25 protein-coding genes and 1 riboswitch are annotated in these 26,500 nt (G+C 65.9%); of the genes, 8 read left to right on the top strand and 17 right to left on the bottom strand.

Going from position 1 to position 26,500, the window contains the following annotated elements; translation table 11 throughout:
- The first annotated feature begins 82 nt into the window (after positions 1-82).
- Positions 83-1,669, top strand: coding sequence for a phosphoglycerate dehydrogenase (serA, locus tag ACSF9G_RS04650; RefSeq protein WP_436638896.1), 1,587 nt, complete (start codon positions 83-85; stop codon positions 1,667-1,669).
- A gap of 160 nt (positions 1,670-1,829) precedes the next feature.
- On the opposite strand, the gene ACSF9G_RS04645 is transcribed toward serA, so the two are convergent.
- From ACSF9G_RS04645 to ACSF9G_RS04610, 8 genes are all read right to left on the bottom strand, one after another.
- Positions 1,830-2,441 (bottom strand): SCO family protein, encoded by a 612-nt coding sequence (locus tag ACSF9G_RS04645; RefSeq protein WP_436638894.1) that lies wholly within the window; start codon positions 2,439-2,441, stop codon positions 1,830-1,832.
- 37 nt (positions 2,442-2,478) lie between these two features.
- Positions 2,479-2,949, bottom strand: a complete 471-nt coding sequence (locus ACSF9G_RS04640; protein WP_436638891.1) for a copper chaperone PCu(A)C — start codon at positions 2,947-2,949, stop codon at positions 2,479-2,481.
- 85 nt (positions 2,950-3,034) lie between these two features.
- Positions 3,035-3,439 (bottom strand): hypothetical protein, encoded by a 405-nt coding sequence (locus tag ACSF9G_RS04635; RefSeq protein WP_436638889.1) that lies wholly within the window; start codon positions 3,437-3,439, stop codon positions 3,035-3,037.
- Positions 3,440-3,516: 77 nt separating this feature from the next.
- Complete coding sequence (locus ACSF9G_RS04630) at positions 3,517-4,149, bottom strand: glutathione S-transferase family protein (RefSeq protein ID WP_436638887.1); 633 nt, start codon at positions 4,147-4,149, stop codon at positions 3,517-3,519.
- Between the two features lie 237 nt (positions 4,150-4,386).
- Entirely contained in the window at positions 4,387-5,325 is a 939-nt protein-coding gene (locus ACSF9G_RS04625; protein WP_436638885.1) for an ABC transporter substrate-binding protein, read from the bottom strand.
- A gap of 25 nt (positions 5,326-5,350) precedes the next feature.
- Positions 5,351-6,100 (bottom strand): ABC transporter permease, encoded by a 750-nt coding sequence (locus ACSF9G_RS04620; RefSeq protein ID WP_436638883.1) that lies wholly within the window; start codon positions 6,098-6,100, stop codon positions 5,351-5,353.
- A gap of 98 nt (positions 6,101-6,198) precedes the next feature.
- A riboswitch (TPP riboswitch) is annotated at positions 6,199-6,322 on the bottom strand.
- A 74-nt stretch (positions 6,323-6,396) separates the two neighbouring features.
- Positions 6,397-7,905 (bottom strand): hypothetical protein, encoded by a 1,509-nt coding sequence (locus tag ACSF9G_RS04615; RefSeq protein WP_436638881.1) that lies wholly within the window; start codon positions 7,903-7,905, stop codon positions 6,397-6,399.
- 34 nt (positions 7,906-7,939) lie between these two features.
- A complete protein-coding gene (locus tag ACSF9G_RS04610) occupies positions 7,940-9,232 on the bottom strand; it encodes an adenylosuccinate synthase (protein WP_436638879.1) in 1,293 nt (430 codons plus the stop codon).
- Positions 9,233-9,386: 154 nt separating this feature from the next.
- On the opposite strand from ACSF9G_RS04610, the gene ACSF9G_RS04605 reads away from it, so the two are divergent.
- The 4 genes from ACSF9G_RS04605 to ACSF9G_RS04590 all read left to right on the top strand — a co-directional run bounded on the left by ACSF9G_RS04605 (position 9,387) and on the right by ACSF9G_RS04590 (position 13,895).
- Positions 9,387-10,319 carry a DMT family transporter gene (locus ACSF9G_RS04605; protein WP_436638878.1) on the top strand — a complete coding sequence of 311 codons (933 nt, stop codon included), beginning with the start codon at positions 9,387-9,389 and terminating at the stop codon, positions 10,317-10,319.
- 388 nt (positions 10,320-10,707) lie between these two features.
- The gene (locus ACSF9G_RS04600) at positions 10,708-11,841 is read left to right on the top strand and encodes a type III PLP-dependent enzyme (RefSeq protein WP_436638876.1); all 1,134 of its coding nucleotides are present in this window, start codon (positions 10,708-10,710) and stop codon (positions 11,839-11,841) included.
- 10 nt (positions 11,842-11,851) lie between these two features.
- On the top strand, positions 11,852-12,409 hold the full coding sequence (locus ACSF9G_RS04595; RefSeq protein WP_436638874.1) for a GNAT family N-acetyltransferase: 558 nt from the start codon (positions 11,852-11,854) through the stop codon (positions 12,407-12,409).
- 55 nt (positions 12,410-12,464) lie between these two features.
- A complete protein-coding gene (locus ACSF9G_RS04590) occupies positions 12,465-13,895 on the top strand; it encodes a homospermidine synthase (protein ID WP_436638872.1) in 1,431 nt (476 codons plus the stop codon).
- A gap of 24 nt (positions 13,896-13,919) precedes the next feature.
- Here ACSF9G_RS04590 and ACSF9G_RS04585 read toward each other — a convergent pair whose 3' ends face one another.
- Positions 13,920-14,489, bottom strand: a complete 570-nt coding sequence (locus tag ACSF9G_RS04585) for a redoxin domain-containing protein (RefSeq protein ID WP_436639666.1) — start codon at positions 14,487-14,489, stop codon at positions 13,920-13,922.
- A gap of 132 nt (positions 14,490-14,621) precedes the next feature.
- Here ACSF9G_RS04585 and ACSF9G_RS04580 point away from each other — a divergent pair, with 132 nt between their 5' ends.
- Entirely contained in the window at positions 14,622-15,380 is a 759-nt protein-coding gene (locus ACSF9G_RS04580) for a sulfotransferase-like domain-containing protein (protein ID WP_436638870.1), read from the top strand.
- 19 nt (positions 15,381-15,399) lie between these two features.
- Here the strand turns inward: ACSF9G_RS04580 and fliJ are convergent, their stop codons facing one another.
- Together fliJ and fliI are read right to left on the bottom strand one after the other, a co-directional pair.
- Positions 15,400-15,813 carry a flagellar export protein FliJ gene (gene fliJ / locus ACSF9G_RS04575; protein WP_436638868.1) on the bottom strand — a complete coding sequence of 138 codons (414 nt, stop codon included), beginning with the start codon at positions 15,811-15,813 and terminating at the stop codon, positions 15,400-15,402.
- Positions 15,797-17,161: a flagellar protein export ATPase FliI gene (fliI, locus tag ACSF9G_RS04570; RefSeq protein ID WP_436638867.1), complete on the bottom strand. Its 1,365-nt coding sequence runs from the start codon at positions 17,159-17,161 to the stop codon at positions 15,797-15,799. The genes fliJ and fliI overlap by 17 nt, the downstream gene beginning before the upstream one ends.
- Before the next feature lie 385 nt (positions 17,162-17,546).
- Between fliI and ctrA the strand changes: the two genes are divergently transcribed.
- Both ctrA and ACSF9G_RS04560 read left to right on the top strand, forming a co-directional pair.
- The gene (gene ctrA / locus ACSF9G_RS04565; RefSeq protein ID WP_436638865.1) at positions 17,547-18,245 is read left to right on the top strand and encodes a response regulator transcription factor CtrA; all 699 of its coding nucleotides are present in this window, start codon (positions 17,547-17,549) and stop codon (positions 18,243-18,245) included.
- Between the two features lie 136 nt (positions 18,246-18,381).
- Positions 18,382-19,533: a serine hydrolase domain-containing protein gene (locus ACSF9G_RS04560; RefSeq protein ID WP_436638864.1), complete on the top strand. Its 1,152-nt coding sequence runs from the start codon at positions 18,382-18,384 to the stop codon at positions 19,531-19,533.
- A gap of 110 nt (positions 19,534-19,643) precedes the next feature.
- On the opposite strand, the gene ACSF9G_RS04555 is transcribed toward ACSF9G_RS04560, so the two are convergent.
- The 6 genes from ACSF9G_RS04555 to ACSF9G_RS04530 form a co-directional block, all read right to left on the bottom strand.
- Complete coding sequence (locus ACSF9G_RS04555; protein WP_436638862.1) at positions 19,644-20,507, bottom strand: CheR family methyltransferase; 864 nt, start codon at positions 20,505-20,507, stop codon at positions 19,644-19,646.
- The gene (locus ACSF9G_RS04550) at positions 20,504-21,601 is read right to left on the bottom strand and encodes a protein-glutamate methylesterase/protein-glutamine glutaminase (protein ID WP_436638860.1); all 1,098 of its coding nucleotides are present in this window, start codon (positions 21,599-21,601) and stop codon (positions 20,504-20,506) included. The genes ACSF9G_RS04555 and ACSF9G_RS04550 overlap by 4 nt, the downstream gene beginning before the upstream one ends.
- Positions 21,602-21,740: 139 nt before the next feature.
- Positions 21,741-22,106, bottom strand: a complete 366-nt coding sequence (locus tag ACSF9G_RS04545) for a response regulator (RefSeq protein ID WP_436638858.1) — start codon at positions 22,104-22,106, stop codon at positions 21,741-21,743.
- Between the two features lie 67 nt (positions 22,107-22,173).
- A complete protein-coding gene (locus ACSF9G_RS04540) occupies positions 22,174-22,653 on the bottom strand; it encodes a chemotaxis protein CheW (RefSeq protein WP_436638856.1) in 480 nt (159 codons plus the stop codon).
- Positions 22,650-25,499 (bottom strand): hybrid sensor histidine kinase/response regulator, encoded by a 2,850-nt coding sequence (locus ACSF9G_RS04535; protein ID WP_436638854.1) that lies wholly within the window; start codon positions 25,497-25,499, stop codon positions 22,650-22,652. Before ACSF9G_RS04535 ends, ACSF9G_RS04540 begins: the two co-directional genes overlap by 4 nt.
- Positions 25,500-25,641: 142 nt before the next feature.
- Positions 25,642-26,328, bottom strand: a complete 687-nt coding sequence (locus ACSF9G_RS04530; RefSeq protein WP_436638852.1) for a histidine phosphotransferase family protein — start codon at positions 26,326-26,328, stop codon at positions 25,642-25,644.
- Positions 26,329-26,500: the final 172 nt, after the last annotated feature.

The raw sequence follows: 26,500 nt of genomic DNA, 5'->3' as shown, positions 1-26,500 counted from the left end.
TCCTCCCGAATTTCCCTCCGCGCGATGCCCGGCCCGGGCCCGGCGTGACGTGGAGCCGGCTCAGAGACAAGGACCAGACACCATGGCACCTCGCGTACTCATTTCCGACAAGCTGTCGACCGCGGCGGTTCAGATCTTCAAGGACCGCGGCATCGAGGTCGACTACGAGCCCGATCTCGGCGCCGACAAGGAAGCCTTCGCCGCGCGGATCGGCGATTATGACGGGCTGGCCGTGCGCTCGGCGTCGAAGGTGACCGAAAAGGTCATCGCCGGCGCGGACAAGCTGAAGGTGATCGGGCGCGCCGGCATCGGCGTCGACAACATCGACGTGCCCGCCGCCACCAAGCGCGGCGTCATCGTGATGAACACGCCGTTCGGCAATTCGATCACCACGGCCGAACACGCGATCGCGCTGATGCTGTCGCTGGCCCGCCAGATCCCGTCGGCCGACGTCTCGACGCAGGCCGGCAAGTGGGAGAAGAACCGCTTCATGGGCGTCGAGGTGACGGCGAAGGTGCTCGGCGTCATCGGCTGCGGCAACATCGGTTCGATCGCCGCGGACCGGGCGCAGGGACTGCGGATGAAGGTCATCGCCTACGATCCGTTCCTGTCGGAAGAGCGGGCGACGGATCTCGGCGTCGAGAAGGTCGATCTCGACGAGCTCCTGCGCCGGGCCGACTTCATCACCCTGCATGTGCCGCTGACCGATAAGACCCGCAACATCCTGTCGCGTGAGGCGCTGGCCAAGACCAAGAAGGGCGTACGCATCGTCAATTGCGCCCGCGGCGGGCTCGTCGACGAGGAGGCGCTGCGCGAGTCCCTCGAGTCCGGCCATGTCGCCGGTGCCGCCTTCGACGTGTTCGCTGTGGAGCCGGCCAAGGAGAACGTCCTGTTCGGCGCGCCGAACGTCATCTGCACGCCGCATCTGGGCGCCGCCACGACAGAGGCGCAGGAGAACGTCGCCCTGCAGGTCGCCGAGCAGATGGCCGACTATCTGCTGACCGGTGCCGTCACCAACGCGCTCAACATGCCCTCGATCAGCGCCGAGGAAGCGCCGCGGCTGAAGCCGTTCGTGTCGCTTGCCGAGCAGCTCGGCTCGTTCGCGGGCCAGCTCACCGAGACGGGCATCAAGGGCCTGCGTCTCGAATATGCCGGCGAGGTCGCCGAGATGAACACGAAGGCCCTGAGCTCGGCGGCGATCGCAGGCGTGCTGCGGCCGCTGCTGGAGGACGTCAACATGGTGTCGGCGCCGGCGGTCGCGCGCGAGCGCGGCATCCAGATCGAGGAAGTGCGCCGGGAGCAGCAGGGCGCCTACGAGAACTACGTGCGCCTCACCGTGCAGACCGAGCGTCAGGAACGGTCGGTCGCCGGTACGGTGTTCTCCGACGGACGGCCGCGTCTCATCCAGATCAAGGGCATCAACATGGAGGCGGAGCTCGCCCCGCACATGCTCTACATCACCAACGAGGACACGCCCGGCTTCATCGGCGCGCTCGGAATGGTGCTGGGCAATTCCGGGGTCAACATCGCGACCTTCAATCTCGGACGCCAGAATCGCGGCGGCGACGCGATCGCTCTCGTCGAGATCGACGAGCCGCTGCAGCCGGACGTGCTGGCGGCCGTCGAGAAGCTGCCCCACGTCAAGCAGGCGAAGGTTCTGGCCTTCTAGCGATCGACACCGCGCGGGCGCTGCCGGAAACGGCAGTCGCCCGGCGCCCGGCCCACTGATCGGCCCGGGGCACGGGGCTGAGTTGCGGCGTTTGTTGCGCGATACGCCGCCGCATTTCTTTGACTAGCCCGGTGACACTTTGGCTAGCGCGGGCAGCGCCTCATCCGCCCGCAACCAGCCGTTTCAGCTTGCCCAGCGCGATATCGTCGGCCTCGCCGTAGGCGATGGTGCCGACGAACTTGCCGTCGGCGTCCATCAGGTAGACGCTCGCCGAGTGGTCCATGACGTACTCGCCGTCTTCCTGTTCGACCTTGCGTCGATAGACCTTGTATTCCTTGACGATCTGGGAGACCTGCTCGGGCGTGCCGCTCAGGCCGACTATGCGGTCGCCGAAGGCCGAGAGGTAGTTGTTCATCAGCTCCGGCGTGTCGCGCTCCGGATCGACGGTGACGAAGGCGACGTTGAGCTTGTCGGCGTCGGGGCCGAGTTCGCCCAGCCAGGTCGACATCTCGTAGAGCGTCGTGGGGCAGACGTCCGGGCAATGGGTGAAGCCGAAGAAGAAGGCGGACGGCTTGCCCAGGAAGTCCTTCTCGGTCACCGGCTTGCCGGTATGGTCGACGAGCTGGAACGGGCCGCCGATCTCGGCGATGCCCGTTCCCTGGCCCGGTTTGCCGAGCACGGCGTCGCGGATATCGTCGCTGACCAGCACCGCCACGGTGGTGCCGGCGACCAGTACGACCAGGATCCAGGCGATCCAGCGAATTGCGCGCATCGGCTTTTCCGTCCTTTTCGCGGTTTGTTGGTGTGGGTCAGTTGTGCTTCATCGGGGCCATCTTGCCCCCGACCGGTCCGACCGTGAATGCGATCGGCACCTCGCCGGCGCTCTCGAAGACGAGCGTGCCTTCGATCGTCTCGCCTTCCTTGAAGCCGTCGGTCACGCCCATGAACATGACGTGGTAGCTGCCGGGCTTCAGCTCGACCGAGCCGCCCGCCGGGATCTCGAGACCGCCTTCCAGCTCGCGCATCTTCATGACGCCTTCGGTCATGGTCATCTCGTGAATCTCGCCGCGATCGGCGCGCGGCGTCTTCAGGGACACCAGGGTATCGGCGGTGTCTCCGGAATTGGTGATCACCATGAAGCCGCCGCCGACCTTGGCGCCGGGGGGCATGGCCCGGGTCCACGGATTCTCGATGGTGAGCGAGCCTGAGGTGTAGTCGCCCGCGATAGCGGGGGCGGCGAGCAGGGAAAGGGCAAGGCAGGTTGCTGCGATGATACGCATGATAGTCTCCTGGCACGGTGCGGCGGAAAGCGGTCCACCACGGATTTCGACTTGATCAAGCCGGGCGCGGGGCCCGGCATTCCGGTCAAGCGGGGCGTGCAGGAGGCGCGCGGATACTCGGTGCGACGTCGGTCGCGGACGCATCGGCTCCGTCGCCGAGTGGCGGCCAGGCGATGGTCCGCACCGCGACGAACCGGGCCGGTTGGGATATGCCGGCCGGGCCGATGGCGGTCTTCGAGACAGCGTGAATGCAGCCGGACTTGCAGCAGTCGTTGACGTCGTGACGGTCGCCACCCGCATCGTCGGCGACGCGGACGAAACCGTCGGCGGTGCAGATGACGAGCGTGCCGTCGGTCAGCCGAAAGCCGGCGGGGGCGCCGTGAAGTCCGGTACCGGAGAGGATATAGGGCAGCAACGCAGCGAGGATCGCCAGCACCGCGAAGGGCCGGCGTTCCAGAATCAGGCTGCGAATGACGCCTTGAAACTTCATGACGGTGGCAATCTAGCGTGGTTCTCGGCGACGTGCTTGCGACACAGGCGCGCGGATGGCGCGATGGTAAAGGGCGCTCACGGCATCGGGATCGGCTGGCCGCGGACAGGGGTATCGTAGCCCTTCTGCACGGCGGGCCGTTCGGCGATGCGCAGGTACCAGGCCCGGACGTTCGGAAAGGCGTTGATGTCGACGCCCTGCCACGCGAATCGCGAGGCCCAGGGCCAGGTGGCGATATCGGCTATGGAGTACTCGCCGACGATGAAGTCCTTGCCCTGAAGCTGCGTGTCGAGGACGCCATAGAGCCGGGACGCCTCCTTGGCGTAGCGTTCCTCGGCGTATTCGGCCTTGCCCGGGTTGAAGTGCAGGAAATGGTGGGCCTGGCCGAGCATCGGGCCGAATCCGCCCATCTGCCACATCAGCCACTCGACCGTGTGCCAGTAGTTGGCATCGCCGGAGGGGATGAGCCTGCCGGTCTTCCCGGCGAGATAGAGCAGGATCGCACCGGATTCCATCAGCGACAGGCCGTTGTTGTCGTTGTCGACGATCGCCGGAATCTTGTTGTTGGGGCTGATCTTCAGGAACTCGGGAGCGAACTGCTGGTCCTTGGTGATGTCGATCTCGTGGACCTTGTAGGGCAGACCGAGCTCTTCCAGAGCGATCGAAACCTTACGGCCGTTCGGCGTGGACCAAGTGTAGAGGTCGATCACGGCGTTCTCCTTGAGGTGGGGCGACCAGGGAGACGTTACTCTACATCGGGTGCGGCGGATTTGAAGGCTGCCGCGGGACAAGCTGATGTGTCGGGTCGGCGGCCAGGGGGCGGAAGGGCCGTGCCATACGTCCGAGATTGCCGGGTCACGCCCGGCAATGACGCAGAGGCGAAGACGTTATGCACGTCATGCCCGGGCATGACCCGGGCATCTCGGGGGGGGGCTGCGGCCCGTGCCTCAGTTCAGCTCCACCGCGTAGGTCTCGACCGGAACGATCTCGTCGATCAGGCCGCGGTCCTTCATGAATGCGGCGAAGCGTGCGTAGCGGCCGGTATCGAGGGCGGCGGGGCGCTTGGCGAAGCGGGGCAGGGTATCGAACCAGGCGCGCTCGTTGAGCTCGTCGTTCAGTTCCGGATACTTCGCCGCGAACAGGTCCCAGCCTTCCTCGGGGTGGTTGGTCAGCCAGATCGTCGCCTGTTCGACCGCCGTGACGAAACGCGACAGGCGGTCGTCGTCCAGGGCGTCGTTGCGGGCGATGAAGACCAGCTCGTCATAGACCGGGACGCCATTCTCCTCCGGATAGAAGGCACGCCCGGGACGCTCCTCGATGTCCATCTGGTTCAGCTCGAAATTGCGGAAGGCCCCGATGACGGCGTCGACCTGGCCGGCGAACAGGGACGGCGACAGCGAGAAGTTGACGTTGACGAGCTTGACGTCGTCGAGCGTCAGTCCCGCCGTCTCCAGCATCGCGCCGAGCAGGGCATCCTCGAAGCCGCCGACCGAGAAGCCGATGGTCTTGCCCTTCAGGGCGGCGATATCGGCGATCGGTCCGTCTTCGAGCACGACCAGCGAATTGAGCGGCGTCTCGACCAGCGTGCCGATGCGGGTGAGCGGCAGGCCCTCCTTCACCTGCATGTGCAGGTTGGGCTGATAGGACACGGCGATATCGGCCTGGCCGCTGGCGACGAGGCGCGGCGGCGCGCTGGGGTCGGCCGGCGGCACCAACTCGACGTCGAGGCCCTGGTCGGCGAAGTAGCCCTTCTCCGCGGCGACGATCAGCGGGGCGTGGTCGGGGTTGACGAACCAGTCGAGCAGCACGGTGAGCTTGTCGGCCGCGGAGGCGCCGAGCGGCGCGAGGCCGGCGAGCAGGGTGAGGGCAAAAAGCAGGGAACGCATTGTCTTGTTGGCTCCGTTGGTGTGATCAGGTTTCGGTTTCCGCGATCCACGGCACCATGCGCCTGGCGAGCGCATCGACGAGGGCGCGCATGAGGAGCGCCATCAGGCCGAGGAGGAAGAGAGCGGCGAACAGCATGTCGGTCTGCATGCGGGCATTGGCCTGCAGCATGACGAATCCCAGGCCGGCGGAGGCGCCGACCCACTCGCCGACCACGGCGCCGATCGGGGCGACGGCGGCGGCGACGCGCAGGCCGGAGGCGAGACCGGGCAGGGCGGAGGGTAGGCGGATCAGCCGCAGCGTGTCGAAACGGCTGGCGCCGCTGATGGCGGCGAGATCGAGCAGGCCCGGATCGGTGCGGCGCAAGCCGTCGAGGAAGGCCGAGGCGACGGGAAAGAAGATGATCAGCGTCGCCATGACGATCTTCGAGGCGAGGCCGAAGCCGAGCCAGATGACGAGCAGCGGCGCGATGGCGAAGACGGGCAGGGCCTGGCTCGCCACCATGACCGGCAGCAGCACTCGTCCGGCAGCCGGAAAAAGGCTGGCGGCAAGGGCGGTGGCGACGCCCAGCCCGGCGCCGACGATGAGGCCGATCACGATTTCGATCGCCGTCACCGCCGCGTTGCGAGCGAGAAACTCGGGCTGGGCCATGAGCTGTGCCGCGATCCGGGTCGGCGGCGGCAGGATGTAGCCGGGCACGGCGAATGCCGTCACCAATGCCTGCCAGATCCCCAGGATCAGCGCGGCAACGACAACCGCCCGCAGGAGGCGCGTCATCGGATCAGCCCGGCGGCGCCGGGGGCGGGTGGTGAAAGGTCTTACGCATCATGGATCTCCTCTCGTGCGACACAGGGAGATCCGGGGAATTCGGGCTCAGGGGAAGCAGGTTCCAGTCCCTTCGCCGGTATGACCCGGATCAGGTTCGAAGGGTTCGGCCGGACCACCCTTGCAGGCGGAGAGACCATCTCAGCTCCTTGCGGAGCACCCCTCGGAACAGCACGGAACATGGCGCAGAGTCGCGGCCAAGGCAAGCCGCCGCCAGGAAAATTCGTTGTCCGCAGTGACCGGTCGGCCTACTGCGCGCCCCACGTCGCGAAGGCTTCCTCGAATATCGCCTTGCCGGACTCGCCCTTGGCCAGCGACAGCACCGCGCGCCCGCCATCCTTGTAGCTGACCGGTATGTCGATGAAGTCCCGCGAGGTGATTTCCTGCACGTTTCGTTCCTGGTCGATCTCGGTCTGCGACAGGCCGATGAGGAAGTAGTTGTCCATCACCGGCACCACCGCACCGACGAGGGGCTGGCCGGTGGAACGCGGCGTAGCCTTCATGATCAGCCCCGGGATCGAGGCGATGCCTTCATGCGTGAAGGCCGGGCCGGTCTGGAAGACGAGCTCGATGAGATGGCTTGCCGGCAGTGCCTGGTCCTTGTTGCGCCGGACCGTGACGGTGACCTTGAGGTCCCGCTCGGGGACATTGACATCGCCACGGATGACCTTCTCCGCGCCGCCGATCGCCTCGGTGTCGTCGACGAGCGTCCAGTCGACCGAGCCGCCGAGCGTGTTTGCGGGCGTCACGCCGCCGGCGCTCTCCTCTATCAGCAGCGCCTGGGCGACGCGCGCGCCTTCGGCGTCGGCCGACGGCGGCTGCTGAACGGGCGCTTCCGGCGCCGCGGCCGGCTGGCCGGTTCCGGGTTCGGCAGCCGGCTGCCCGTTGCCCGGCACTCGGTCGGCGATCTTGCCGTTGCCGGCCGTCTCGGTCGTATCCTGCGAGCCGCTCACCGAGGCCATCATGTTCATCAGCGCATCGCGCTGCCAGAAGCCGACACCGACGATCCCGACGACGACCAGCAACAGGATGCCCCAGGCGACGAACCGTCCGGAGCCGCCGCGCTCGATATCATCGTCCTCGTCATAAAGGTCGGCGGCGGGCGGGGCCTGCCGTCCCGAAGCCGGCGGCGGTGCTTGACGGGGCGCGGCGGGCTGTCGGGCGGGGCCTCCGGCCGGGGGCGGGGGAGGCACTGGTGCGCGGGGCGGTGCCGCGGCAGCCGGAGAGGCGGGTTTCGGCGCCTCCGGCTTCCGCGCGGGAGGGCGAGGGGCGGCAGCCGGCGCCGGGGCGCCCGAGGCGGGCGTCGAGACTGGCGCCGGGGGGCGTGGTGCGCCCTGGGGGGCGCCCAGGGACGGTTCGCGCCTCTCGGGCGGCGCGTTGCCGGCCGGTCCGGCGCCGCGGCGGGCTTCCTCGTCCCGGCCGTCCCCGTCGATGCGGTCGAGGGTCTTGCGCGCCTCGCGTGCCGCCGTCGACGCGGCACCGCCGAGGGATTCGGACTCCGAAACCGCGGACTGGAACGCCTCGTGGGCTTCCAGCGGCGTTGGCTGGGGCGCAAACTCGGCCTCCAGTTCGCCGACGGCCCCGTCCAGGCTCTGGATCTGGCGGGCGATGTCGTCCGGCCCGAGCGGCGGGTCGATCGCTTCGAGCTGCGCACGCAGAGCCGCGCGCGCCTTGTCGTATATCGCGTGCCGCGCGGCTTCGGTGTTATTCTCGAGGTTCGCGACGGCGCGCCTGAGTACGGAAACGAAATCTGCCATGATCTGAGCTGCGTTACTCTAGGGGTATCTACGCTTAATCCTGAAACGGATCGTGGACAAGAATGGTGTCTTCGCGGCGCGGGCTCGTCGATAACAGGGCGACGGGCGCTCCGATCAATTCCTCGATGCGCCGCACGTACTTGACTGCCTGAGCGGGCAGATCGGCCCAGGACCGCGCACCTTCGGTGCTTTCGGCCCATCCTTCGAATGTTTCGTAGACCGGCTCGACCGAGGCCTGGGCGTCGCGGGAGGCGGGAAGATGGTCCGTCCGCGCCCCGTCGAGGCGGTACTCGGTGCAAATCTTGAGTTCGTCGAAACCGTCGAGAACGTCGAGCTTGGTCAGGGCGATACCGTCGATGCCACCGGTGCGAATCGCCTGGCGCACCAACACCGCATCGAACCAGCCGCACCGGCGCTTGCGTCCGGTCACGGTGCCGAATTCGCGGCCGCGCTCGCCCAGACGGTTGCCGTCATCGCCCAAATCCTCCGTCGGGAACGGCCCGCCGCCGACGCGCGTCGTGTAGGCCTTGGTGATGCCGAGCACATATCCGAGCCCGCCGGGCCCCGTGCCGGAGCCGGTCGCCGCCTGCGCGGCGACGGTGTTGGAGGAGGTCACGTAAGGATAGGTGCCGTGGTCGACATCCAGCAGCGTGCCCTGAGCTCCCTCGTAGAGGATGCGCCGGCCGCGACGGCGTTCGCCGTCGAGCAGGGACCACACCGAGCAGGAATAGGGCAGGATCTTCGGCGCCACCTCGCGCAGCTCCGCCTCGAGCGCGGCCGCGTCGACTTCCGGGTGGCCGAGGCCGCGGCGCAGGGCGTTGTGATGAACCAGGAGCCGCTCGATCTTGTCGCCGAGGCTGTCCGATTCGGCCAGGTCGCAGACGCGGATCGCGCGGCGACCCACCTTGTCCTCGTAGGCCGGGCCGATGCCGCGCTTGGTGGTCCCGATCTGGGCCGTGCCGGCCGCCTCCTCGCGAATCGCGTCGAGCTCGCGGTGCAGCGGCAGGATCAGCGTGGCGTTGTCGGCGATCCGCAGGTTGTCCGCGGTTATCGAGACGCCTTGCTCGTCCAGCCGGCCGATCTCGTCGGCGAGCGCCCAGGGATCGATCACGACGCCATTGCCGATCACCGAGAGCTTACCCGGCCGGACGATGCCGGACGGCAGCAGGCTCAGCTTGTACGTAATGCCGTCGACGACCAGCGTATGACCTGCGTTATGGCCGCCCTGAAAGCGCACGACGACGTCGGCGCGCTCGGACAACCAGTCGACAACCTTGCCTTTTCCCTCGTCGCCCCATTGCGAGCCGACGACCACAACATTCGCCATTGAATTCCGATTTCCCTTCCGATCGCCCTGTCGGCTCGGCCGAGGGCGCGAGACTATACCGGTAACCGCGCGCGGACGCGACTGTTGCCTATACCTTTACAGACAAGCCTATAGCCGGTAGCGAAGCTGGTTTCCAACCGTCCCTAGCGTAAATATGCCCTCCTGTATCGCCCGAATTGGCCAGTGGCTTTATGGCCAGGCCTATCTGCTTCTGACGCTGACCACCCTTTTCTGGGCGGGAAACGTGATCCTCGGGCGCTACGTGGCCGGTCATGTGCCGCCCGTCGCCTTCGCTTCGGTGCGATGGGGCGGCGCTTTCCTCATCCTGCTGCCCTTTGCCTGGTCGCACCTGAAACGCGACTGGCCGGTGATCCGCCGTCACATGCCGATGATTCTGGTCCTCTCCTTCACCGGCATCACCTCCTATAACACCATGGTTTATTTCGGGCTGCAGTATACCGGCGCGCTGACGGGCGTGCTGTTGCAGTCCTCGCAGCCGCTGATCATCGCGCTGGCGACCTTCATTCTGTTCGCCGAGCGTCTCACGTTTCGGCAGGCGATCGGCATCTTCGTCTCGCTGTGTGGCGTCGTCGTCATCATCAGCCAGGGCGATCTGTCCCGGCTGCTGTCGATCCGGTTCAATTTCGGCGATATCCTGATCCTGGCGGCCGTCGTGCTCTACGGCCTTTATTCGGCGCTTCTGCGCAAACGACCGCCGATTCACTGGATCAGCTTCCTGACGGTGACGTTCCTGTTCGGCGACATCCTGCTCAGCCCGATGCTCTTCTGGGAAATCTCGACCGGCTATGTGCTGAAATTCGACGCGCTGACGGTTGCGGCCTGCCTCTATGTCGTGATTTTTCCCTCGATCATCGCCTACGCGTTCTTCAACCGGGGGGTGGAACTGATCGGCGCCAACCGGGCCGGACCGTTCTTTCACCTAATGCCGCTTTTCGGCGCGCTGATGGCCGTGGCCTTCCTCGGCGAGCAGTTCAGGATTTTCCACGCGGTCGGCATGGCGACGATCCTGGTCGGCGTCGCGCTCGCGACGGCCGCTCCCCGCGGCAGAAAAAGTCGAGCGTCATAGAAATTTTAATTGCGCAGTAAGGGCGAAGCACCTACATACGCGCTCGCCCAATATTCGCACGTGCCTGTGGTCGCCGGGCTACCCCCGGAACTTCCTGCGGGTGGCGACTTAAAGCAACGACGGTGCGGGCTTTTTTGGTCTCTGCCGGCTCCTCCAAAGGCCGGGGTTACTGAAGAGGCACACCATCCTTGCCCGACGTGCGGTTCGGCATCCCCGATCCAATCAAAGGCAACCAGGTTCCGGACGTGGAATCGGTTTGACGATCGCGTTCGCGCATCCGGAGCACAGTAGTCGGCGTCCACGCTGACGGCTTCCGCGTCTCCAAAGCGCGGGTGCCGAAGGCATGGGCACCGGTGGGTTCAACCTTTGGGATTGGGAGACAACCCCGATGACCACCGACCGTATCCGCTCTTTCCTTGCCGAGCGACGACCCGAAGGCCCCTGCCTCGTCGTCGACCTCGATGTCGTGCGCGACAACTACGACGCCTTCACCCGGGCGCTGCCGGACAGCCGCATCTTCTACGCGGTCAAGGCCAATCCGGCGCCTGAGATCCTGAGCCTGCTCGCCGAGCTCGGCTCGTCGTTCGACACCGCCTCGCTCACCGAGATCGAGATGGCGCTCGCCGCCGGCGCGGGGGCCGACCGCATCTCCTTCGGCAACACGATCAAGAAGGAGCGCGACATCGCGCGCGCCTACGAACTCGGTGTGCGCCTTTTCGCCGTCGACAGCTTCGAGGAGGTCGACAAGATCGCCCGCGCCGCGCCAGGATCGAGAGTGTTCTGCCGCGTGCTGACCGACGGCGAGGGTGCCGAATGGCCGCTCAGCCGCAAGTTCGGCTGCGCGCCGGAGATGGCGATCCAGGTGCTCGAGCACGCCCACCGCTCGGGCGTCGTCGCCGCCGGCGTCTCGTTCCATGTCGGCTCGCAGCAGCGCGATGCCGGGGCCTGGGAACGGGCTCTCGCCACGGCGGCGAACGTGTTCAGGACGCTTGCCGAGCGCGGCATCACGCTGACGCTGGTCAATCTCGGCGGCGGCTTCCCGACCCGCTACCTCAGGGACGTGCCGACGGTCGCCACCTACGGCGAGTCGATCTTCGACGCGCTCAGCCGCCATTTCGGCAATCGCCTGCCCGAGACGATCATCGAGCCGGGCCGCGGCATGGTCGGCGGCGCCGGTGTCATCAAGGCCGAGGTCGTGCTGATCTCGCGCAAGAGCGCCGAGGATCCGGTGCGCTGGGTGTTCCTCGACATCGGCAAGTTCGGCGGTCTCGCCGAGACGATGGACGAGGCGATCCGGTATCCGATCCGCACGCAGCGCGACGGCGGCGAGGTGGCGCCCTGCATCCTTGCCGGTCCGACCTGCGACTCCGCCGATGTGCTCTACGAGCGCGAGCCCTATCCCCTGCCGACGGGGCTGGAGATCGGCGACGAGATCCTGATCGAAGCCACCGGCGCCTATACGACGACCTATGCGTCCGTCGCCTTCAACGGCTTCGCGCCGCTGCAATCCTACGTGATCTGAGGAGGGAACGATGATCACGGTCGTTTCCGAAAGGCCGGAAGACGCGCCGGCCATCGAGACCCTGCTGGACGACGCATTCGGCGCGCGGCGGCACATGAAGACCGCCGAGCGCCTGCGCGAGGGACGCGGCGCGGCCGAGGGGCTGTCGCTCGTCGCGATGGAGCGACAGCGGCTGGTCGGCACGATCCGGCTGTGGCACGTGGAGGCCGGCAATGTTCCCGCGCTTCTGCTTGGGCCGGTGGCGGTGCATCCGGACCTGCGCAGCCGGGGCATCGGCGCAGCGCTCGTGGAAACGAGCCTAAAGCGCGCCCATGCCGACGGCCACGGTGCCGTCATCCTTGTGGGCGATGCTCCCTACTACGGCCGCTTCGACTTCCGTCGCGACCTGACGCTCGACCTGTCGCTGCCGGGCCCGGTCGATCCCGACCGGTTCCTCGGCCTCGAACTGGTGCCGGGCGCGCTCGCCGGGGCGATGGGGCTCGTACGCGGCACGGGCACGCCCGTGCCGTCCGCGCGGGCGGCGCCGCTTGCGGACATGGACCGGGCGGTCGCGGCCTATTCGTACTGACATCCGGGGGACGAAGGCCCGGACCGCCCCACGAGACGGAAGGATTTGACAGAGAATGGCAGACTGGAAGACCCACGCGACATTCGACGGGCCGATCGTGATGATCGGCTTCGGCTCGATCGGCACCGGCACATTGCCGCTGATCCTGAGGCACATCGCGTTCGACAGGGCGGACATGGTGATCGTCGATCCGAGCGACGCGCACCGGCACATCGCCGAGGAGAACGGCGTGCGTTTCCTGCAGGAGGCGATCACGCGGGAGACCTACCGCGAGGTGCTGACACCGCTGCTGACCGCCGGCGGCCGCAAGGGATTCTGCGTCAACCTGTCCGTCGACGTGTCGAGCGTGGCGATCATGGAGCTCTGCATCGAGCTCGACTGCCTCTATGTCGATACGGTTGCCGAGCCGTGGCTCGGCTACTACACGGATTCGAGCCTCAGCGTTTCGCAGCGCTCGAACTACGCCCTGCGCGAATCCGTCCTCGAGCTGAAGCGGCGCAAGCCGTCCGGCTCCACGGCGATCTCCTGCTCGGGCGCCAATCCGGGCATGGTGTCGTGGCTGGTCAAACAGGCGATGGTCAACCTCGCCGACGATCTCGGTGTCGCCTACGAGCATCCGGAGAGCCGGGAGGAGTGGGGCAAGCTCGCCCGCCGGCTCGGCGTCAAGGGCATCCACATCGCCGAGCGCGACACCCAGCGTGCCCGTGATCCGCGGCCGTTCGAGGTGTTCGTCAACACCTGGTCGGTCGAGGGCTTCATCGCCGAGGGCGTGCAGCCGGCCGAACTCGGCTGGGGCACGCACGAGAAGGCACTGCCGCCGGACGGGCGCACGCATGACTATGGATGCGGCTCGGCGATCTATCTGATGAGGCCCGGGGCTGGCACCAAGGTGCGCAGCTGGACGCCGACGGCGAAGGCCCAGCACGGCTTCCTGATCACCCACAACGAGTCGATCACGATCGCCGATTACTTCACGGTCCGCGAGGACGGCGAGGCGGTCTACCGGCCGACCTGCCACTACGCCTACCATCCCTGCAACGACGCGGTGCTGTCGCTGAACGAGATGGCCGGCCGCCAGTGGCAGGCCCAGACGGACTGGGTGATCCTCGACGAAAAGGACATCGTCGACGGCATCGACGAGCTTGGCGTACTTCTCTACGGCCATTCCAAGAACGCCTACTGGTACGGGTCGCAGCTCTCCATCGAGGAGACGCGCACGCTCGCGCCGTACCAGAACGCGACCGGCCTTCAGGTTACGTCGGCGGTGCTCGCTGGCATGATTTGGGCGCTGGAGAACCCGCGCGAGGCGGTGGTCGAGGCCGACGAGATGGATTACCGGCGCTGCCTCGAGATCCAGCGTCCCTATCTCGGTCCGGTCAAGGGCTACTACACGGACTGGAACCCGCTGGTCGACCGCGGCGAACTGTTCCCCGAGGATATCGACGCGGAGGATCCCTGGCAGTTCAGGAACGTGATCGTCCGGTAGAGACGGAAATGCCGGCGGCGGGGCCTATTCCGCCGCCAGCGCTTTTTCCCAGCTCACCACCTCGCCGCGGGCGGGGTAGTCCTTGGCCAGCACGAAATCGATGCCGGCCAGCACCGCCTGCATCGAAGGCCGGGCGAAGGGCATGGTCTGCACCGACGCGAAGTAGAGGGTGCCGTCGGGGCGCACCAGGAACAGCCCGGGCTCGGTGAACAGCGCCGGCTCCGGCAGGCTCGGCGGCGGCTTGGGCACGCCTTCGGATATATAGAGCCCCCACCTGCGGGCGGTGGCGAAATCCAGGCCATAGCCGACGGTCAGGTCGTCGAGCATCCAGTCGTCCTTAGTCTTCTCGGCGGCCTCGCGCGTATCCGAGGAAATGGCGATCGGTTCGATGCCGCGCTCCTGGAACTCCTCCAGCAGCTCCTCGATCTCGCGCAGCTGGCGGCTGCAGATCGGGCAATGCAGGCCGCGGTAGAACACGATCATCGTGAAGGTCTTCGGCGTCTGGTCGGCGAGACGCCATGTGCCGCCCTCGGCGAGATCCACCGCAAGCTCGGGCACCGGCTGGCGCGGCATCAGGGAATTGATTTCGGACATCGGCACCTGACCTTTTCCACCGCCCTGGGACGGCATCGCGTGACGGCATAGCGCGTCGATATAGTTGCAGGCGACAGCGCGGGAAGCCAAGGTGACATCAATTCACTACGAGAATTTTCCGGAGGAGGGGGCATGACGAACGCGGAGCCGGTCAGGATCGCCATGTGGTCGGGGCCGCGGAATATCTCGACGGCAATGATGCGCGCCTTCGAGAACAGGCCGGATACCGTCGTCGTCGACGAGCCGTTCTACGCGGCCTATCTCGCACTTACCGGCATCGACCATCCGATGCGCGACGCGGTGATCGCCGCCGGCGAAACGGACTGGCGCAAGGTGGCCGACGGCCTGGTCGGACCGTTGCCGGACGGTGTTTCGGTGTTCTATCAGAAGCACATGACCCACCACATGATCCCGGAGATCGGCCGCGACTGGATGGATCGGGTGACGAACGCCTTTTTGATCCGCCGGCCCGACAACGTTCTCGGATCCTACGTGCGAAAGCGCGAGGCGGTGACGCTCGAAGACATAGGCTTCATGCAGCAGGGCGCGCTGTTCGACCGCGTGGCGGATGCGCTGGGCGCGGCGCCGCCGGTCATCGAGGCGCGCGACGTCCTGGAGAACCCGGCGGGGACGCTGGCGGCGTTGTGCGCGGCGATCGGCATTCCGTTCAGCCACGCGATGCTGGGCTGGCCGGCCGGTCCGCGCGACAGCGACGGCGTGTGGGGCGCCCACTGGTACGAGGCCGTCAATGCCTCCACCGGCTTCGGGCAGCCGGGCAAGGACGTGACCGACCTGCCCGATCCTCTGAGAAGGATCGCCGACGCCGCGCGTCCGATCTACGAGCGGCTGTCGGCGTTCAAGGTTGGCCCGGTCGTCTCCGACGGGCGGTAGTCGCGCGGGTCGCGCGATGTCAGCCGGCGCGCAGGTGCATTGCCAGGCCGATGGCATCCATCTCGGCCTGTGAGCGCTGGTTTTCGCTGTGGCGCTCCCGCTCCACGTTGCGCTCCTCGAGCATTTCCACCTTCTTCAGCTCCTCGAACGCCTCGGCAAGCTGGCCCTGGGCGCTGGCGAGCTGCTCCTTCAGGCCGTCGACGGACCCCTTGAGATTGTCGCGGCGCTGCATGGCGGCCTTGGCGAAGGTCGGATAGGCGAAATGCGTGATATCGGTGACGCCGACCCGCTGTTCCTCTTCGACGATCTGGCGGTCGAGTTCGTCCGCCATCCGTTCGAAATCGGCAATCATTGTTTCAATCTGGGTCACCTGGCGACGCTTGTCGTCAACCTGGAACCGCTTTAGGCGGATAAGGCTATCGCGAGACTTCATCGGTCAGTGCTCCACGTTCCTGAGGGGCTTCCTCGCCGCTACCAATCACGATCCGTGCCAGTTGGTCATAACCGTCCCGGATCGAACTCGTTTCGTCCTTCTCCTGGGCGAGAAAGGCTTCCAAGTCCGCGTGTCGGTCGATCGCCTCGTCGACGTCCCTGCTAGAACCTCGTCGATAGGCGCCGAGCCGGATCAACTCTTCCATATCCGTATAGGTCGCCATCAATTCCCGGGCCTTTCGGATAACCGGCCGATACTCGGGATCGGCCGATCCGGGCATTGTCCGCGAAACGGATTTCAAAATGCTTATCGCCGGAAAACGGCCGCGTTCGGCGATGGAACGCTCCATGACGACGTGGCCGTCGACGATGGCGCGAACGGCGTCCGAAACCGGTTCATTGTGGTCGTCACCTTCGACGAGAACGGTGAAAAGGCCCGTGATGGACCCCTTGCCGATGCCCGGTCCGGCGCGCTCCAGCAGGCGGGGCAGCTCGGAAAATACCGTCGGCGTGTATCCTTTCGCCGTCGGCGGCTCGCCGCCGGCCAGGCCGACCTCGCGTTGTGCCATTGCGAAACGGGTGAGTGAATCTATGAGACACAGGGCGTCGGCGCCCCGGTCGCGGAAGTATTCGGCGAGCGTCATGGTCAGCCAGGCTGCCTGACGGCGCATGAGCGCGGTCTCGTCGGAGGTGGCGACCACGACGATGGCGTTCTTCAGGCCCTCGGGACCCAGGTCGTCCTCGATGAATTCCTGCACCTCGCGGCCGCGTTCGCCGATCAGGCCGATAATGGTGACGTCGGCACCGGTATTGCGCGCAAGCATCGAGAACAGAACCGACTTGCCGACGCCGGACCCGGCGAAAATGCCCATGCGTTGGCCGCGGCAGCAGGTCAGGAAGGTGTTGAGGGCGCGAATGCCCAGGTCGATCGGCTCGCCGACACGCGATCTCAGTTGCGCGGGAGGCGGTGGGGCGCGAAGCGGCCGCGCATCGGCGCCCTGCGGCAGCGGGCCCTTGCCGTCGATCGGCTCGCCAAAGGCATTCAGCACCCTGCCGAGCCAGGCTGGCGTCGGGCGCACGCTCTGGTCCTGGCTGGCGACGACGGCCTTGCAGCCCATGCGCACACCGTCGATGTGCCGAAATGGCATACATATCGCGTGGTCGTTCTTGAAGCCGACGACCTCGCAACTAATATCGCCTGCCGCTGCGTCAGCTATGTCGACGCGCGAGCCTATCCGCATGGCCTGCACCGGCCCGGCGACCTCAAGCAGCAACCCCTGCACCGCCGCCACGCGCCCGAAGGTTTCAGCGGTCGGCAGGGAAGCGATCTGTTCGATCAGCGCCTTCAATTCAGTTTCCCCAGCTTCTTTTCCCCACCGCGCGGTGTAACGATTCGTTTACGCCTCTCGTCAATAATTTCCGACAACCTCTTAAGGGCTCGTAAACCAACAGGGCGTACCCCGCAGAAGGGCCTGCGGGTGAGTCACAAGAATCGGTTAATGAGTTCTCTTAATCTAAAATGTTAAGAATGATGATGGCGATTTTCATCGGATTCTCAACGCACTGGAGCAAATCAGAACCCCGAATCGTTAAAAGTCCGGTTGACGGAAAAGAGGTTTTGTTAACCATTGGGGCCTAACGTAGCGATTCGCGGGATCCAGAAGGGCTCCCCAACTAACGGCCGCGCATTGCGAGCGGGCACCAGCCTAGAAAGGCATGCGGAAAGGAACTGGCATGCGAGTTCTGCTGATCGAGGACGATAGCGCGACGGCGCAAAGCATCGAGCTGATGCTGAAGTCGGAGAGCTTTAACGTCTATACGACCGATCTCGGCGAGGAAGGGATCGATCTCGGCAAGCTTTACGACTACGACATCATTCTGCTTGATCTGAATCTGCCCGACATGAGCGGTTACGAGGTGCTCAAGACGCTGCGGCTGTCGAAGGTCAAGACGCCGATCCTGATCCTGTCGGGTCTTGCCGGCATCGAGGATAAGGTGCGCGGCCTCGGCTTCGGCGCCGATGACTACCTCACCAAGCCGTTCCACAAGGACGAATTGGTGGCGCGCATCCACGCGATCGTCCGCCGTTCCAAGGGCCATGCGGAATCGGTCATCGAGACCGGCGACCTGAAGGTCAACCTCGACACCAAGACGGTGGAGGTCAACGGCCAGCGGGTGCACCTGACCGGCAAGGAATACCAGATGCTCGAGCTGCTCTCGCTGCGCAAGGGCACGACGCTGACCAAGGAGATGTTCCTCAATCATCTCTACGGCGGCATGGACGAGCCGGAGCTGAAGATCATCGACGTGTTCATCTGCAAGCTTCGCAAGAAGCTGTCGGCGGCCACGGGCGGCAAGAACTACATCGAAACCGTGTGGGGCCGCGGTTACGTTCTTCGCGATCCGGATACGGACGCCGCCGTTTCCGCCTGACCGAACTATCTCAAGGCAACAGAAAAGAGCCTCGTCGGTCCGACGGGGCTTTTTTTTGACCGCGCGCCGCCACTTTCCGGATCCGCGCCCGTGTGTCAGGCTGTCCCCCTAAAGATCAAAAAAGGGGGGACCTGCGATGACCGATCTCGATGCATTGTTGGAAAAGGCGGTCGCCGACCGCGAAGCGCCGTTCCTGGTCGCGATGGCCGGCAATTCGGACGGGATGACCTGGTCCGGCGCGGCGGGGCAGCGCGCACCCGGCGCCGACGCGACGACCGACACGGTCTTCCGCATCTTCTCGATGACCAAAGCGATCGGGTCGACGGCGGCGATGATCCTGATCGACCGCGGCAAGCTGAGTATGGACACCGAGGTCGAGGCGGTCCTGCCGGACTTCTCGAAGATCCAGGTGCTCGAGGGCATCGAGGGCGGGAAGCCGATCCTGCGCGCGCCCAGGACGAAGGCCACGGTCCGGCGTCTGGCCACGCACACGTCCGGCTTCGTCTACGAGTTCTGGAACTCGATGATCCCGTCCTACATGGAGATCGCGGGGCACCCGACCATCATCTCGGGGCTCAACGCCTCGCTCCACTATCCGCTGGCGTTCGATCCGGGAGAGCGCTGGGACTACGGCATCGGCATCGACTGGCTCGGAAAGGTCGTCGAAGCGGTCGACGGGCGGTCGATCGACCGGTTCTGCCACGACGAGATCTTCGGGCCGTTGGCGATGCCCGACACCGGCTTCGAGGTGACGGCGTCGATGAAGGACCGGCTCGCGAGCGTGCGCGCACGTGGCGAGGACGGCAGCTTCGTCGACTTCGAGCTGTCGCCGCCGGCCAACCCCGAGTTCTACGGCATGGGGCACGCGCTCTATTCGACGGCGCCGGACTACATGCGCTTCCTGCGCATGTTCCTGAACCGCGGCGAACTCGACGGCCAGCGGATCCTCAGCGAGGGCGCGCTCGATCACATGCTCGCCAATCAGATCGGCGATCTGCGAGTCGGGCTGATGAAGACGGTCGCCCCGCCCGTCACCGCCGATACCGAGTTCTTTCCCGGGCGCGAAAAGACGCATTCCTTCGGCTTCATGCGGATGGAAGAGGACGTGCCCGGCATGCGCAGGGCAGGGTCCCAGTCCTGGGCGGGCGTGCTCAACAGCCACTTCTGGTTCGATCCGAAGACGGACGTGGCCGGGCTCATCATGACGCAGATGCTGCCTTTCGCCGACCCGGCGTTCATACGTCTGTACGAGCGGTTCGAAGCGGGCGTCTACGACAACGCGGCGTAGGACGTGGGTCCGCCGACTGCCCGGGTCGGGCTGCCCGAGGTGGTGACCCGGCGCAGCGGCCCGGCGTAGTGGCCCGGGCGTTCAGGGGCCCGGCGTAGTGGCCCGGGCGTTCAGGCGACCTGGCCGACGGCGCGAAGGCCGGGCATTGTGGGCACCGCGGCGGATTTCGGCCGCGGGCGGTACAGGCCGCGGCAATTCGGCAGCGCCTCGAACCGGTCGCTGAGGCCCACGACGGTCTCGGCGGCCCCCAGGATCAGGTAGCCGTCGGGCTCCAGGACGTCGGCAAGGCGCGACAGCACCTCGGTTTTCGTCGGCCGGTCGAAATAGATCAGGACGTTGCGGCAGAAGACGACGTCGAAACGACCGAGGGCCATGAAGTTCGAGAGCAGGTTTTGCTTCTGCCAGCGCACCATGCGGCGGATCGACGGATCCAGTTCCCACATGTCGCCCTTCTGGGTGAAGTACTTCACCAGAAGCTGTATCGGCAGGCCGCGCTGCACCTCGAACTGACTGTAGATGCCGGCCTTGCCGCGATCCATCACCGTCTCGGCGATATCGGTCGCCAGGATATCGAGGTTCCAGGCATGTAGGCGGGAATCCTCGCGGTTGGCGATCGCCAGCGAATAGGGTTCCTGGCCCGTCGAGGCGGCGGCGCACCATACCTTCAGTCCGCGCTTTGTCGCCCGTTCCCGGAGCATGTGGGGGACGATGACGTCCTTGAAGTGATCGAAGGGCGTACGATCGCGGAAAAAGGACGACTCGTTGGTCGTCATTGCCTCCACGACGTTCGTGCGAAGCTTCATGTCGCCGCCGAGCTTGAGGGCCGCGATCAGCGCCGAAAGGTCGGCGATACCGGCCCGCCGGGCGACTGGGCCGAGGCGCGCCTCGACGAGGTAGCGCTTGTCGTCGGAGAGATCGAGGCCGGACTGACCGCGAAGGAAATCGCGAAGATAATCATACTCTTGGGGCGTCATGCCTTGATACCCTTCAGATACCTGGAGAGTTGGCCGGGAATGCGGTCGAGCGGGAGAATGGCGGAACAGACGCCGGCGCGGGCCGTGGCGCCGGGCATCCCCCAGACCACGCTGGACGCTTCGTCCTGCGCGACAACGGTTCCGCCGGCGTTAGAGACGGCGCGGGCGCCTTCGGCCCCGTCATGCCCCATTCCGGTCAGCACGAGGGCGAGTGTCGCCGCGCCATATGCCTTGACCGCCGACTCGAACAGCGGATCGACGGCCGGCCTGCAATAGTTGACGGGGGGATCGTCGGTCAGACGGATCGTCGGTACGGCGCCCGGCTGGACAATCATGTGGCGGCCGCCGGGCGCCACAAAGATGCGGCCGGCGGAAATCGGCTCGCCGTCCTGGCCCTCGGCGGCAGGCCGCCCGGTCGCGCGGGCCAGATGCTCGGCGAGGATCCCCGTGAACGTTGGCGGCATGTGCTGGGTAATCAGGATCGGCACGTCGGCGCCATCGCTGCCGAGCGTCTGCAGGACGGCGGTCAGCGCCGGGGGGCCGCCCGTCGAACTGCCGATGACGACGACGCGCGGACGCACCGCCGACGGGCGTCGCAGGATGATCGGGCCGGGCTCTGGTGCCGTCAGGTTTCTCGGCCTGGTCGCCGGTCCGGCGGGGTCGGGCTTCGTGCCCGCGGGCGGCACCGTCGCGGGCGTCCTGCGCCTGCGCGGGGCGAGAGCCCGTATCTTGTCGAGGAGATCACGCCTGAAATCGTCGGCGGTCACCATGCCGTGCTGCGCTTCGGGCTTGGGGATGTAGTCCCGTGCCCCAAGCGACAGCGCCTTCAGGCTGATCTCGGCGTTCCGGCGGGTGAGGGTCGAGGCCATGATGACGGCCGTGTCGGGCTTCTTCATCAGGATCTGCGGCAGGGCGGTGAGACCGTCCATCTCCGGCATCTCGATGTCGAGGACGATGATGTCGGGACTGGCCGCGTCGAGCGCATCGAGCGCCGTCCGGCCGTTCCGCTGCGTCGACACGACCTCGATGTCCGGTGCCTCGCCGAGCCACCGTGCCACCAGGCCGCGGACGACGGCCGAATCGTCGACGACCATGACGCGGATCGGTGCGTTCGCGGAAGGTGGGGGCGCGGAAGGCGGGGGCGCGGACCCTATGCGGGCGGTATTCTGTATCGACACGTTGGTACTCGGATACGCAAACCAGGAATGAGCCGCTTCCGCGATCGGAGGGTCTTCAGAGGATTCCGGCTTCGGCGAACTTCGCCTCGACGATATCCCGGTCGAACGGCTTCATGATGTACTCGTTGGCGCCGGCCTTCAGGGCGCGGGCGATCTGCGCGATGTCGTTCTCCGTCGTGCAGAACACGACCTTCGGCTCACCGCCGTCTTCCATCTGCCGCAACTGCTTGAGGAACTCGAAGCCGTCCATGACGGGCATGTTCCAGTCGAGCAGGATGGCGTAAGGCATGGCGTATTCGCAGGCCTGCAGCGCCTGAGCACCGTCTTCCGCTTCCGTGACCGAGAAACCGAGTTCCTCTAGGATCCGGCGTGCGACCTTTCGGATGACGCTGGAGTCATCCACGACGAGGCAGTTTTTCATCTCCAAATGCTCCGGATTTGGATTACCTGGCTCAGCTTACCCGCGCATCCCTACAAATTGGTTACGCTCAGGCAGCGACCGCTTCGTGATCCATGTCGAGGATCCGATCGACGTCGAGGATGACGAGAAGGCCGTTCTCGAGCCGCTGGACGCCAGACGAAACCCGCGCCCAACGCGGATCGAGATTCACCGGATTAGGCTCGATATTGGCGAGCGGCAGCCTGAGGACATCGCCGACCTCGTCGATCACCAGGCCGTAGGACTCGCCGCCGTGCTCGATCCCCACGGCCATGGGGGCCTCGCTCACTTCGCGGTTCCCCAGGTCGAGGCGGCGGCGCATGTCGATGGCGGTAACGATGCGGCCGCGCATGTTCAGGACGCCGGCGATCTCCTTGCGCGACATCGGCACCGGCGTCATGCCGGTGAGGCGGAATACGTCGTGGACGCCCTCGATCGGCATGCCGAACAACTGCGATCCGATCGTAACCGTGATGTAATCGCAGGACGCACCCTGGTCGTGGTTCTCTTCGCGATCGGTCTCGCTCATGCTGCCTCTCCCATCGGACGTGCCATTTCCTTCAGGCTTTCCAGAAGGCCGGTCCGGTCAAACTTCGCCACATAGTCATGGAAACCGGCCTTGCGGCCGCGCTCGATCGCCTCAGGGCTGGCGAGCGACGACAGCGCCACGATCGGCAGGTTCTTGAACTTGCCGGTGGCGGAAAGCCGCTCGGCCAACTCGTAGCCGCTCATCTCCGGCATCTCGATGTCGCTGACCACGACGTCGACAGGCTCGCCGGCCTCGAGGCGCTGCAACGCCTCCATCGCGCTCGCGCAGACGATGGTCCGGTAGCCGGCCGACTTCAGGACCGGGGCGATCATGTTGCGGAAGAACGGACTGTCGTCGATGAGCATGATCCGGGTGTCCTCGGGAACCGCTCCGGTTTCCTTGCGATGGAACCAGTCCTCGAACGCCATCGGCAGGTAATGGGCGACGTCGAGGACCTCCGTGGCGGACCCGCGGATCACGGCGGAGCCGAGAATTCCCGGGGTCTCGGAGGGAATCTGGATATCGAGGCGGTCGTCGACGATATCGACGACTTCGTCGATCACCAAGCCCATGGAACGGCCGTTGTCGGTGAAGACGATCATCGGCTGCGAACCTTCGGTGCGCCGCTCGACGCCGTCGTTGATATGGACAAGCGGCATCAGGCGCCCGCGATACTGAACGAGGCTGCGGCCGTTGGCGTGCTCCATACGGTCGACCTCGATCTCCTCGAGGCGCGTGATGAGCGACAGCGGCACCGCCTTCGGCGCCGCCGAGCCGGCCCGGAACAGGAGCATCGAAACGGTCTCGTCCCGCAATGCCGCCGTATCCTCCGGGTTTTCCCGCTCCAGTTCGGCGGCGACGTCGGTGCGAACCTCCTTGGCGATGCCATTGGGATCGATGATCATGATCACCGAGCCGTCGCCCAGAATGGTGTTGCCGGAAAAGGCCGAGATGCTGCGCAGCATGCTCGACATCGGCTTGACGACGATTTCCTCGGTATGAAAGACCGCGTCGACGACGATGCCGAACCGGTGCGAGCCGACCTGCAGCACGACGATGAAGCCGTCGGTATCGTTGACCTTCGTATCGCCGCTTCCGCCGGTCGCCGTGCCCGCGGCCGTGCCGCCGGCGTCCCTGGCTTCGTTATTGGCCCGGGCTTCGTTGTCGGAGACAAGGCGCATCTTCGGCGGCAGGCCGAGCACGCTCGACAGGCCGACGAGCGGCAGCAATTCGTCGCGCAGCCGCAGAACGGGCGTGTCCTTGATGCGCTCGATCCGCGTGGCGGAGCCGGAGCCGGTATGCACCAGCTCGACGACGGCGAGCTGCGGAATGGCGAAGCGCTGACCGGACGACTCGACGATAAGCGCCGACACGATCGCGAGCGTCAGCGGGATCTTGATCGTGAAGACGGAGCCTTCTCCCTGCACCGACTTGACGTCGACGGTGCCGCCGATCAGCTCGATGTTGGTCTTCACGACATCCATGCCAACGCCGCGGCCGGAAACGCTGGTGACCTTCTCGGCGGTGGAGAAGCCTGGATTGAAGATGAAGCGATGGATCTGCGCCTCGCTCATCTTCTCCAGCTCGGCCTCTGTCACGAGGCCCTTTTCGAGCAGCTTCTTGCTGATTCTCGCGGAGTCGAGGCCGCGACCGTCGTCGGCGATCTCGATGATGATATGGCCGCCTTCGTGATACGCGGCGAGGCGGACCTTGCCGACCTTGGGCTTGCCCGCGGTCTTGCGCTGTTCCGGCAATTCGAGGCCGTGGTCGGCCGAATTGCGGACCATATGCGTCAGCGGGTCCTTGATCAGCTCGAGCACCTGCCGGTCGAGTTCGGTCTCCGCGCCGACCATCTCCAGCTCGATCTGCTTGTCCAGCTCGAGTGCCAGGTCGCGGACGATGCGCGGCAGCTTCTGCCAGGCATTTCCGATCGGCTGCATGCGCGTCTTCATGACGCCTTCCTGCAGCTCGGCAGTGACGTTCGAGAGCCGCTGCAGCGGAACCTTGAATTCCGAATCCTCGTGACGGCGGACGATCTCGAGGAGCTGGTTGCGGGTCAGAACCAACTCGCTGACGGTTGTGATGAGATGCTCGAGCGTGTCGACGGCGACGCGAATGGTCTGCGATTTCACTGGCGTGTCGCCGCGGGCGGACTCGGTTCCCTCGCGGTTTGCACTGGCTTTTCCGCTATCGGAGTCGTTCTGCGCGAGGGGAGGCGTTTCCTCCGCTATGTCCTCGACGGTCTGGGGGGCTTCGGCTTCCGCCGTCTCGGTCTCCGGACCAGGTGTCTCGCGGAAGGCGCGTTCCAGCTCGTCGAGAGAGACCTCGCCGGGACGCAACTCGCGCTCCAGGGTCTGTACCAGCAGGGCACTCTCGGCCATCGCGGCCGGGACCGGTTCGGGGTCGCCGGCATAAGCGGCTGCTTCGGCGGCTGCTTCAGCGGCGATGTCGTTGCCGGCGGCCGGCGCGGGGGCTTCGAGCGCCATCGCCTCCAGCTTGGCGATCATGTCGGTATCGGACCCCTCCGGTTCCTGACCCGTCTCGCCCAGGATAGTGATGATTTCCTTGATCTGGTCGATCGACTCCAGGATCAGCGTCACGGCCTCCGGCGTCACGGCAACGCCGTCGCGGAACCGGCCCATGACCGTTTCGGCGGCGTGTGCCAGCGCCTCGAGCCGCGGCAGCCCTAGGAAGCCGCAGGTGCCCTTAATCGTATGAACGAGCCGGAAAATGTTGTCGAGGATACGAGCGTTGTTCGGTTCCTGTTCGAACTTGACGAGCTCGACGTCGATAATCTCGAGACTCTCGTTCGTCTCGGTCAGGAACTCACTGACGAGATCGTCCATTTCGCGCCCTTTCTGGGTCTGCACCATAGATGCCGGCCATTCAGCCGTGAGACCACTTTGAAGGAGCGACAGTTAACATTGGTTGAAGTGCAGAAACGGCCGCAACGGGCGCGATGACCGCGCCCGGCCGTCGTGCGGGGCGTCAGGTCTTGTCAGCCGCGATACGGATGGTATCCGCGTCGACCTCGAACGATACCGGCATGTCGAGGGACTTCGCCAGGCGGTGGGCGTAATATGATTGGACGGATCGGGCGTCGAGCCCCTCTTCAGGCAGGACACCGTCGAAGATCGTGCGCGTCGTGTCCGAAAGCACGGCGTGGCTGCCGGTCGCGGAGATCCGGAATGACACTTCCTCGCTGTCGCTGATGATGGCGCCGCCGGCGCCTTCCCGGATGACATTCACGGTCACGGTGCCGCCGCGCGGAATCATCGAGACGGCGAGGACCACGAGATTGACCAGCAGCTTGACCTGATCCTTCGGCAGACTGTCGGGTGGCGCCTTCCAGTCGATGACGGCCTTTTCGCCGGCATAAAGGTTCTCGGTGAGCTTTCGCGCCTCCTCGACGGGGAAGCGGTCGCCGGCGCCGCCCATGGCGCCGAATGCCAGACGCAGGAACTGTAACCGCGCCGACGCCTTGGCCGCGTTGTTGCGGATGATGTCGAGCGCCATCTCGCGCATCGACTCGTCTTTTTCGTCTTCGAGCACTTCGAAGCCGTTGGTGACCGCCCCGACAGGGCTGATCACGTCGTGGCAAAGCTTGCTGCACATCAGCGCGGCAAGGTCGAGGTCGCTCATGGCTACCGGGTCTGTCACTACCGGGTCTGTCATACGGGTCCGCCTCCCGTTTGCCGGCCGCCGGAATCACCGGGCCGGTATCCTGAAAGGCCGCGAGTGTTACATCGCCGAGTCGACTCCGACAAGGAGCAGCGGCACGTGGGGTGGGCTGACCGGCCGCGATCTGCTATCAGCCGCGCCGAACGATTGAGGCGACAGCCGCCGG

This window comes from Microbaculum mangrovi, assembly GCF_051390635.1.
Lineage (GTDB): Bacteria > Pseudomonadota > Alphaproteobacteria > Rhizobiales > Tepidamorphaceae > Microbaculum.
The sequence above is the reverse complement of the archived record's forward strand: the minus strand, read 5'-3'. Positions and strand labels throughout refer to the sequence as shown.

Excerpts from the sequence above, each read along its gene's own strand:
- serA (WP_436638896.1), top strand. The coding sequence starts at position 83 with ATGGCACCTCGCGTACTCATTTCCGACAAGCTGTCGACCGCGGCGGTT.
- ACSF9G_RS04645 (WP_436638894.1), bottom strand. The coding sequence starts at position 2,441 with ATGCGCGCAATTCGCTGGATCGCCTGGATCCTGGTCGTACTGGTCGCC.
- ACSF9G_RS04640 (WP_436638891.1), bottom strand. The coding sequence starts at position 2,949 with ATGCGTATCATCGCAGCAACCTGCCTTGCCCTTTCCCTGCTCGCCGCC.
- ACSF9G_RS04635 (WP_436638889.1), bottom strand. The coding sequence starts at position 3,439 with ATGAAGTTTCAAGGCGTCATTCGCAGCCTGATTCTGGAACGCCGGCCC.
- ACSF9G_RS04625 (WP_436638885.1), bottom strand. The coding sequence starts at position 5,325 with ATGCGTTCCCTGCTTTTTGCCCTCACCCTGCTCGCCGGCCTCGCGCCG.
- ACSF9G_RS04620 (WP_436638883.1), bottom strand. The coding sequence starts at position 6,100 with ATGACGCGCCTCCTGCGGGCGGTTGTCGTTGCCGCGCTGATCCTGGGG.
- ACSF9G_RS04615 (WP_436638881.1), bottom strand. The coding sequence starts at position 7,905 with ATGGCAGATTTCGTTTCCGTACTCAGGCGCGCCGTCGCGAACCTCGAG.
- ACSF9G_RS04610 (WP_436638879.1), bottom strand. The coding sequence starts at position 9,232 with ATGGCGAATGTTGTGGTCGTCGGCTCGCAATGGGGCGACGAGGGAAAA.
- ACSF9G_RS04605 (WP_436638878.1), top strand. The coding sequence starts at position 9,387 with ATGCCCTCCTGTATCGCCCGAATTGGCCAGTGGCTTTATGGCCAGGCC.
- ACSF9G_RS04600 (WP_436638876.1), top strand. The coding sequence starts at position 10,708 with ATGACCACCGACCGTATCCGCTCTTTCCTTGCCGAGCGACGACCCGAA.
- ACSF9G_RS04595 (WP_436638874.1), top strand. The coding sequence starts at position 11,852 with ATGATCACGGTCGTTTCCGAAAGGCCGGAAGACGCGCCGGCCATCGAG.
- ACSF9G_RS04590 (WP_436638872.1), top strand. The coding sequence starts at position 12,465 with ATGGCAGACTGGAAGACCCACGCGACATTCGACGGGCCGATCGTGATG.
- ACSF9G_RS04585 (WP_436639666.1), bottom strand. The coding sequence starts at position 14,489 with ATGTCCGAAATCAATTCCCTGATGCCGCGCCAGCCGGTGCCCGAGCTT.
- ACSF9G_RS04580 (WP_436638870.1), top strand. The coding sequence starts at position 14,622 with ATGACGAACGCGGAGCCGGTCAGGATCGCCATGTGGTCGGGGCCGCGG.
- fliJ (WP_436638868.1), bottom strand. The coding sequence starts at position 15,813 with ATGAAGTCTCGCGATAGCCTTATCCGCCTAAAGCGGTTCCAGGTTGAC.
- ctrA (WP_436638865.1), top strand. The coding sequence starts at position 17,547 with ATGCGAGTTCTGCTGATCGAGGACGATAGCGCGACGGCGCAAAGCATC.
- ACSF9G_RS04560 (WP_436638864.1), top strand. The coding sequence starts at position 18,382 with ATGACCGATCTCGATGCATTGTTGGAAAAGGCGGTCGCCGACCGCGAA.
- ACSF9G_RS04555 (WP_436638862.1), bottom strand. The coding sequence starts at position 20,507 with ATGACGCCCCAAGAGTATGATTATCTTCGCGATTTCCTTCGCGGTCAG.
- ACSF9G_RS04550 (WP_436638860.1), bottom strand. The coding sequence starts at position 21,601 with ATGGTCGTCGACGATTCGGCCGTCGTCCGCGGCCTGGTGGCACGGTGG.
- ACSF9G_RS04545 (WP_436638858.1), bottom strand. The coding sequence starts at position 22,106 with ATGAAAAACTGCCTCGTCGTGGATGACTCCAGCGTCATCCGAAAGGTC.
- ACSF9G_RS04540 (WP_436638856.1), bottom strand. The coding sequence starts at position 22,653 with ATGAGCGAGACCGATCGCGAAGAGAACCACGACCAGGGTGCGTCCTGC.
- ACSF9G_RS04535 (WP_436638854.1), bottom strand. The coding sequence starts at position 25,499 with ATGGACGATCTCGTCAGTGAGTTCCTGACCGAGACGAACGAGAGTCTC.
- ACSF9G_RS04530 (WP_436638852.1), bottom strand. The coding sequence starts at position 26,328 with ATGACAGACCCGGTAGTGACAGACCCGGTAGCCATGAGCGACCTCGAC.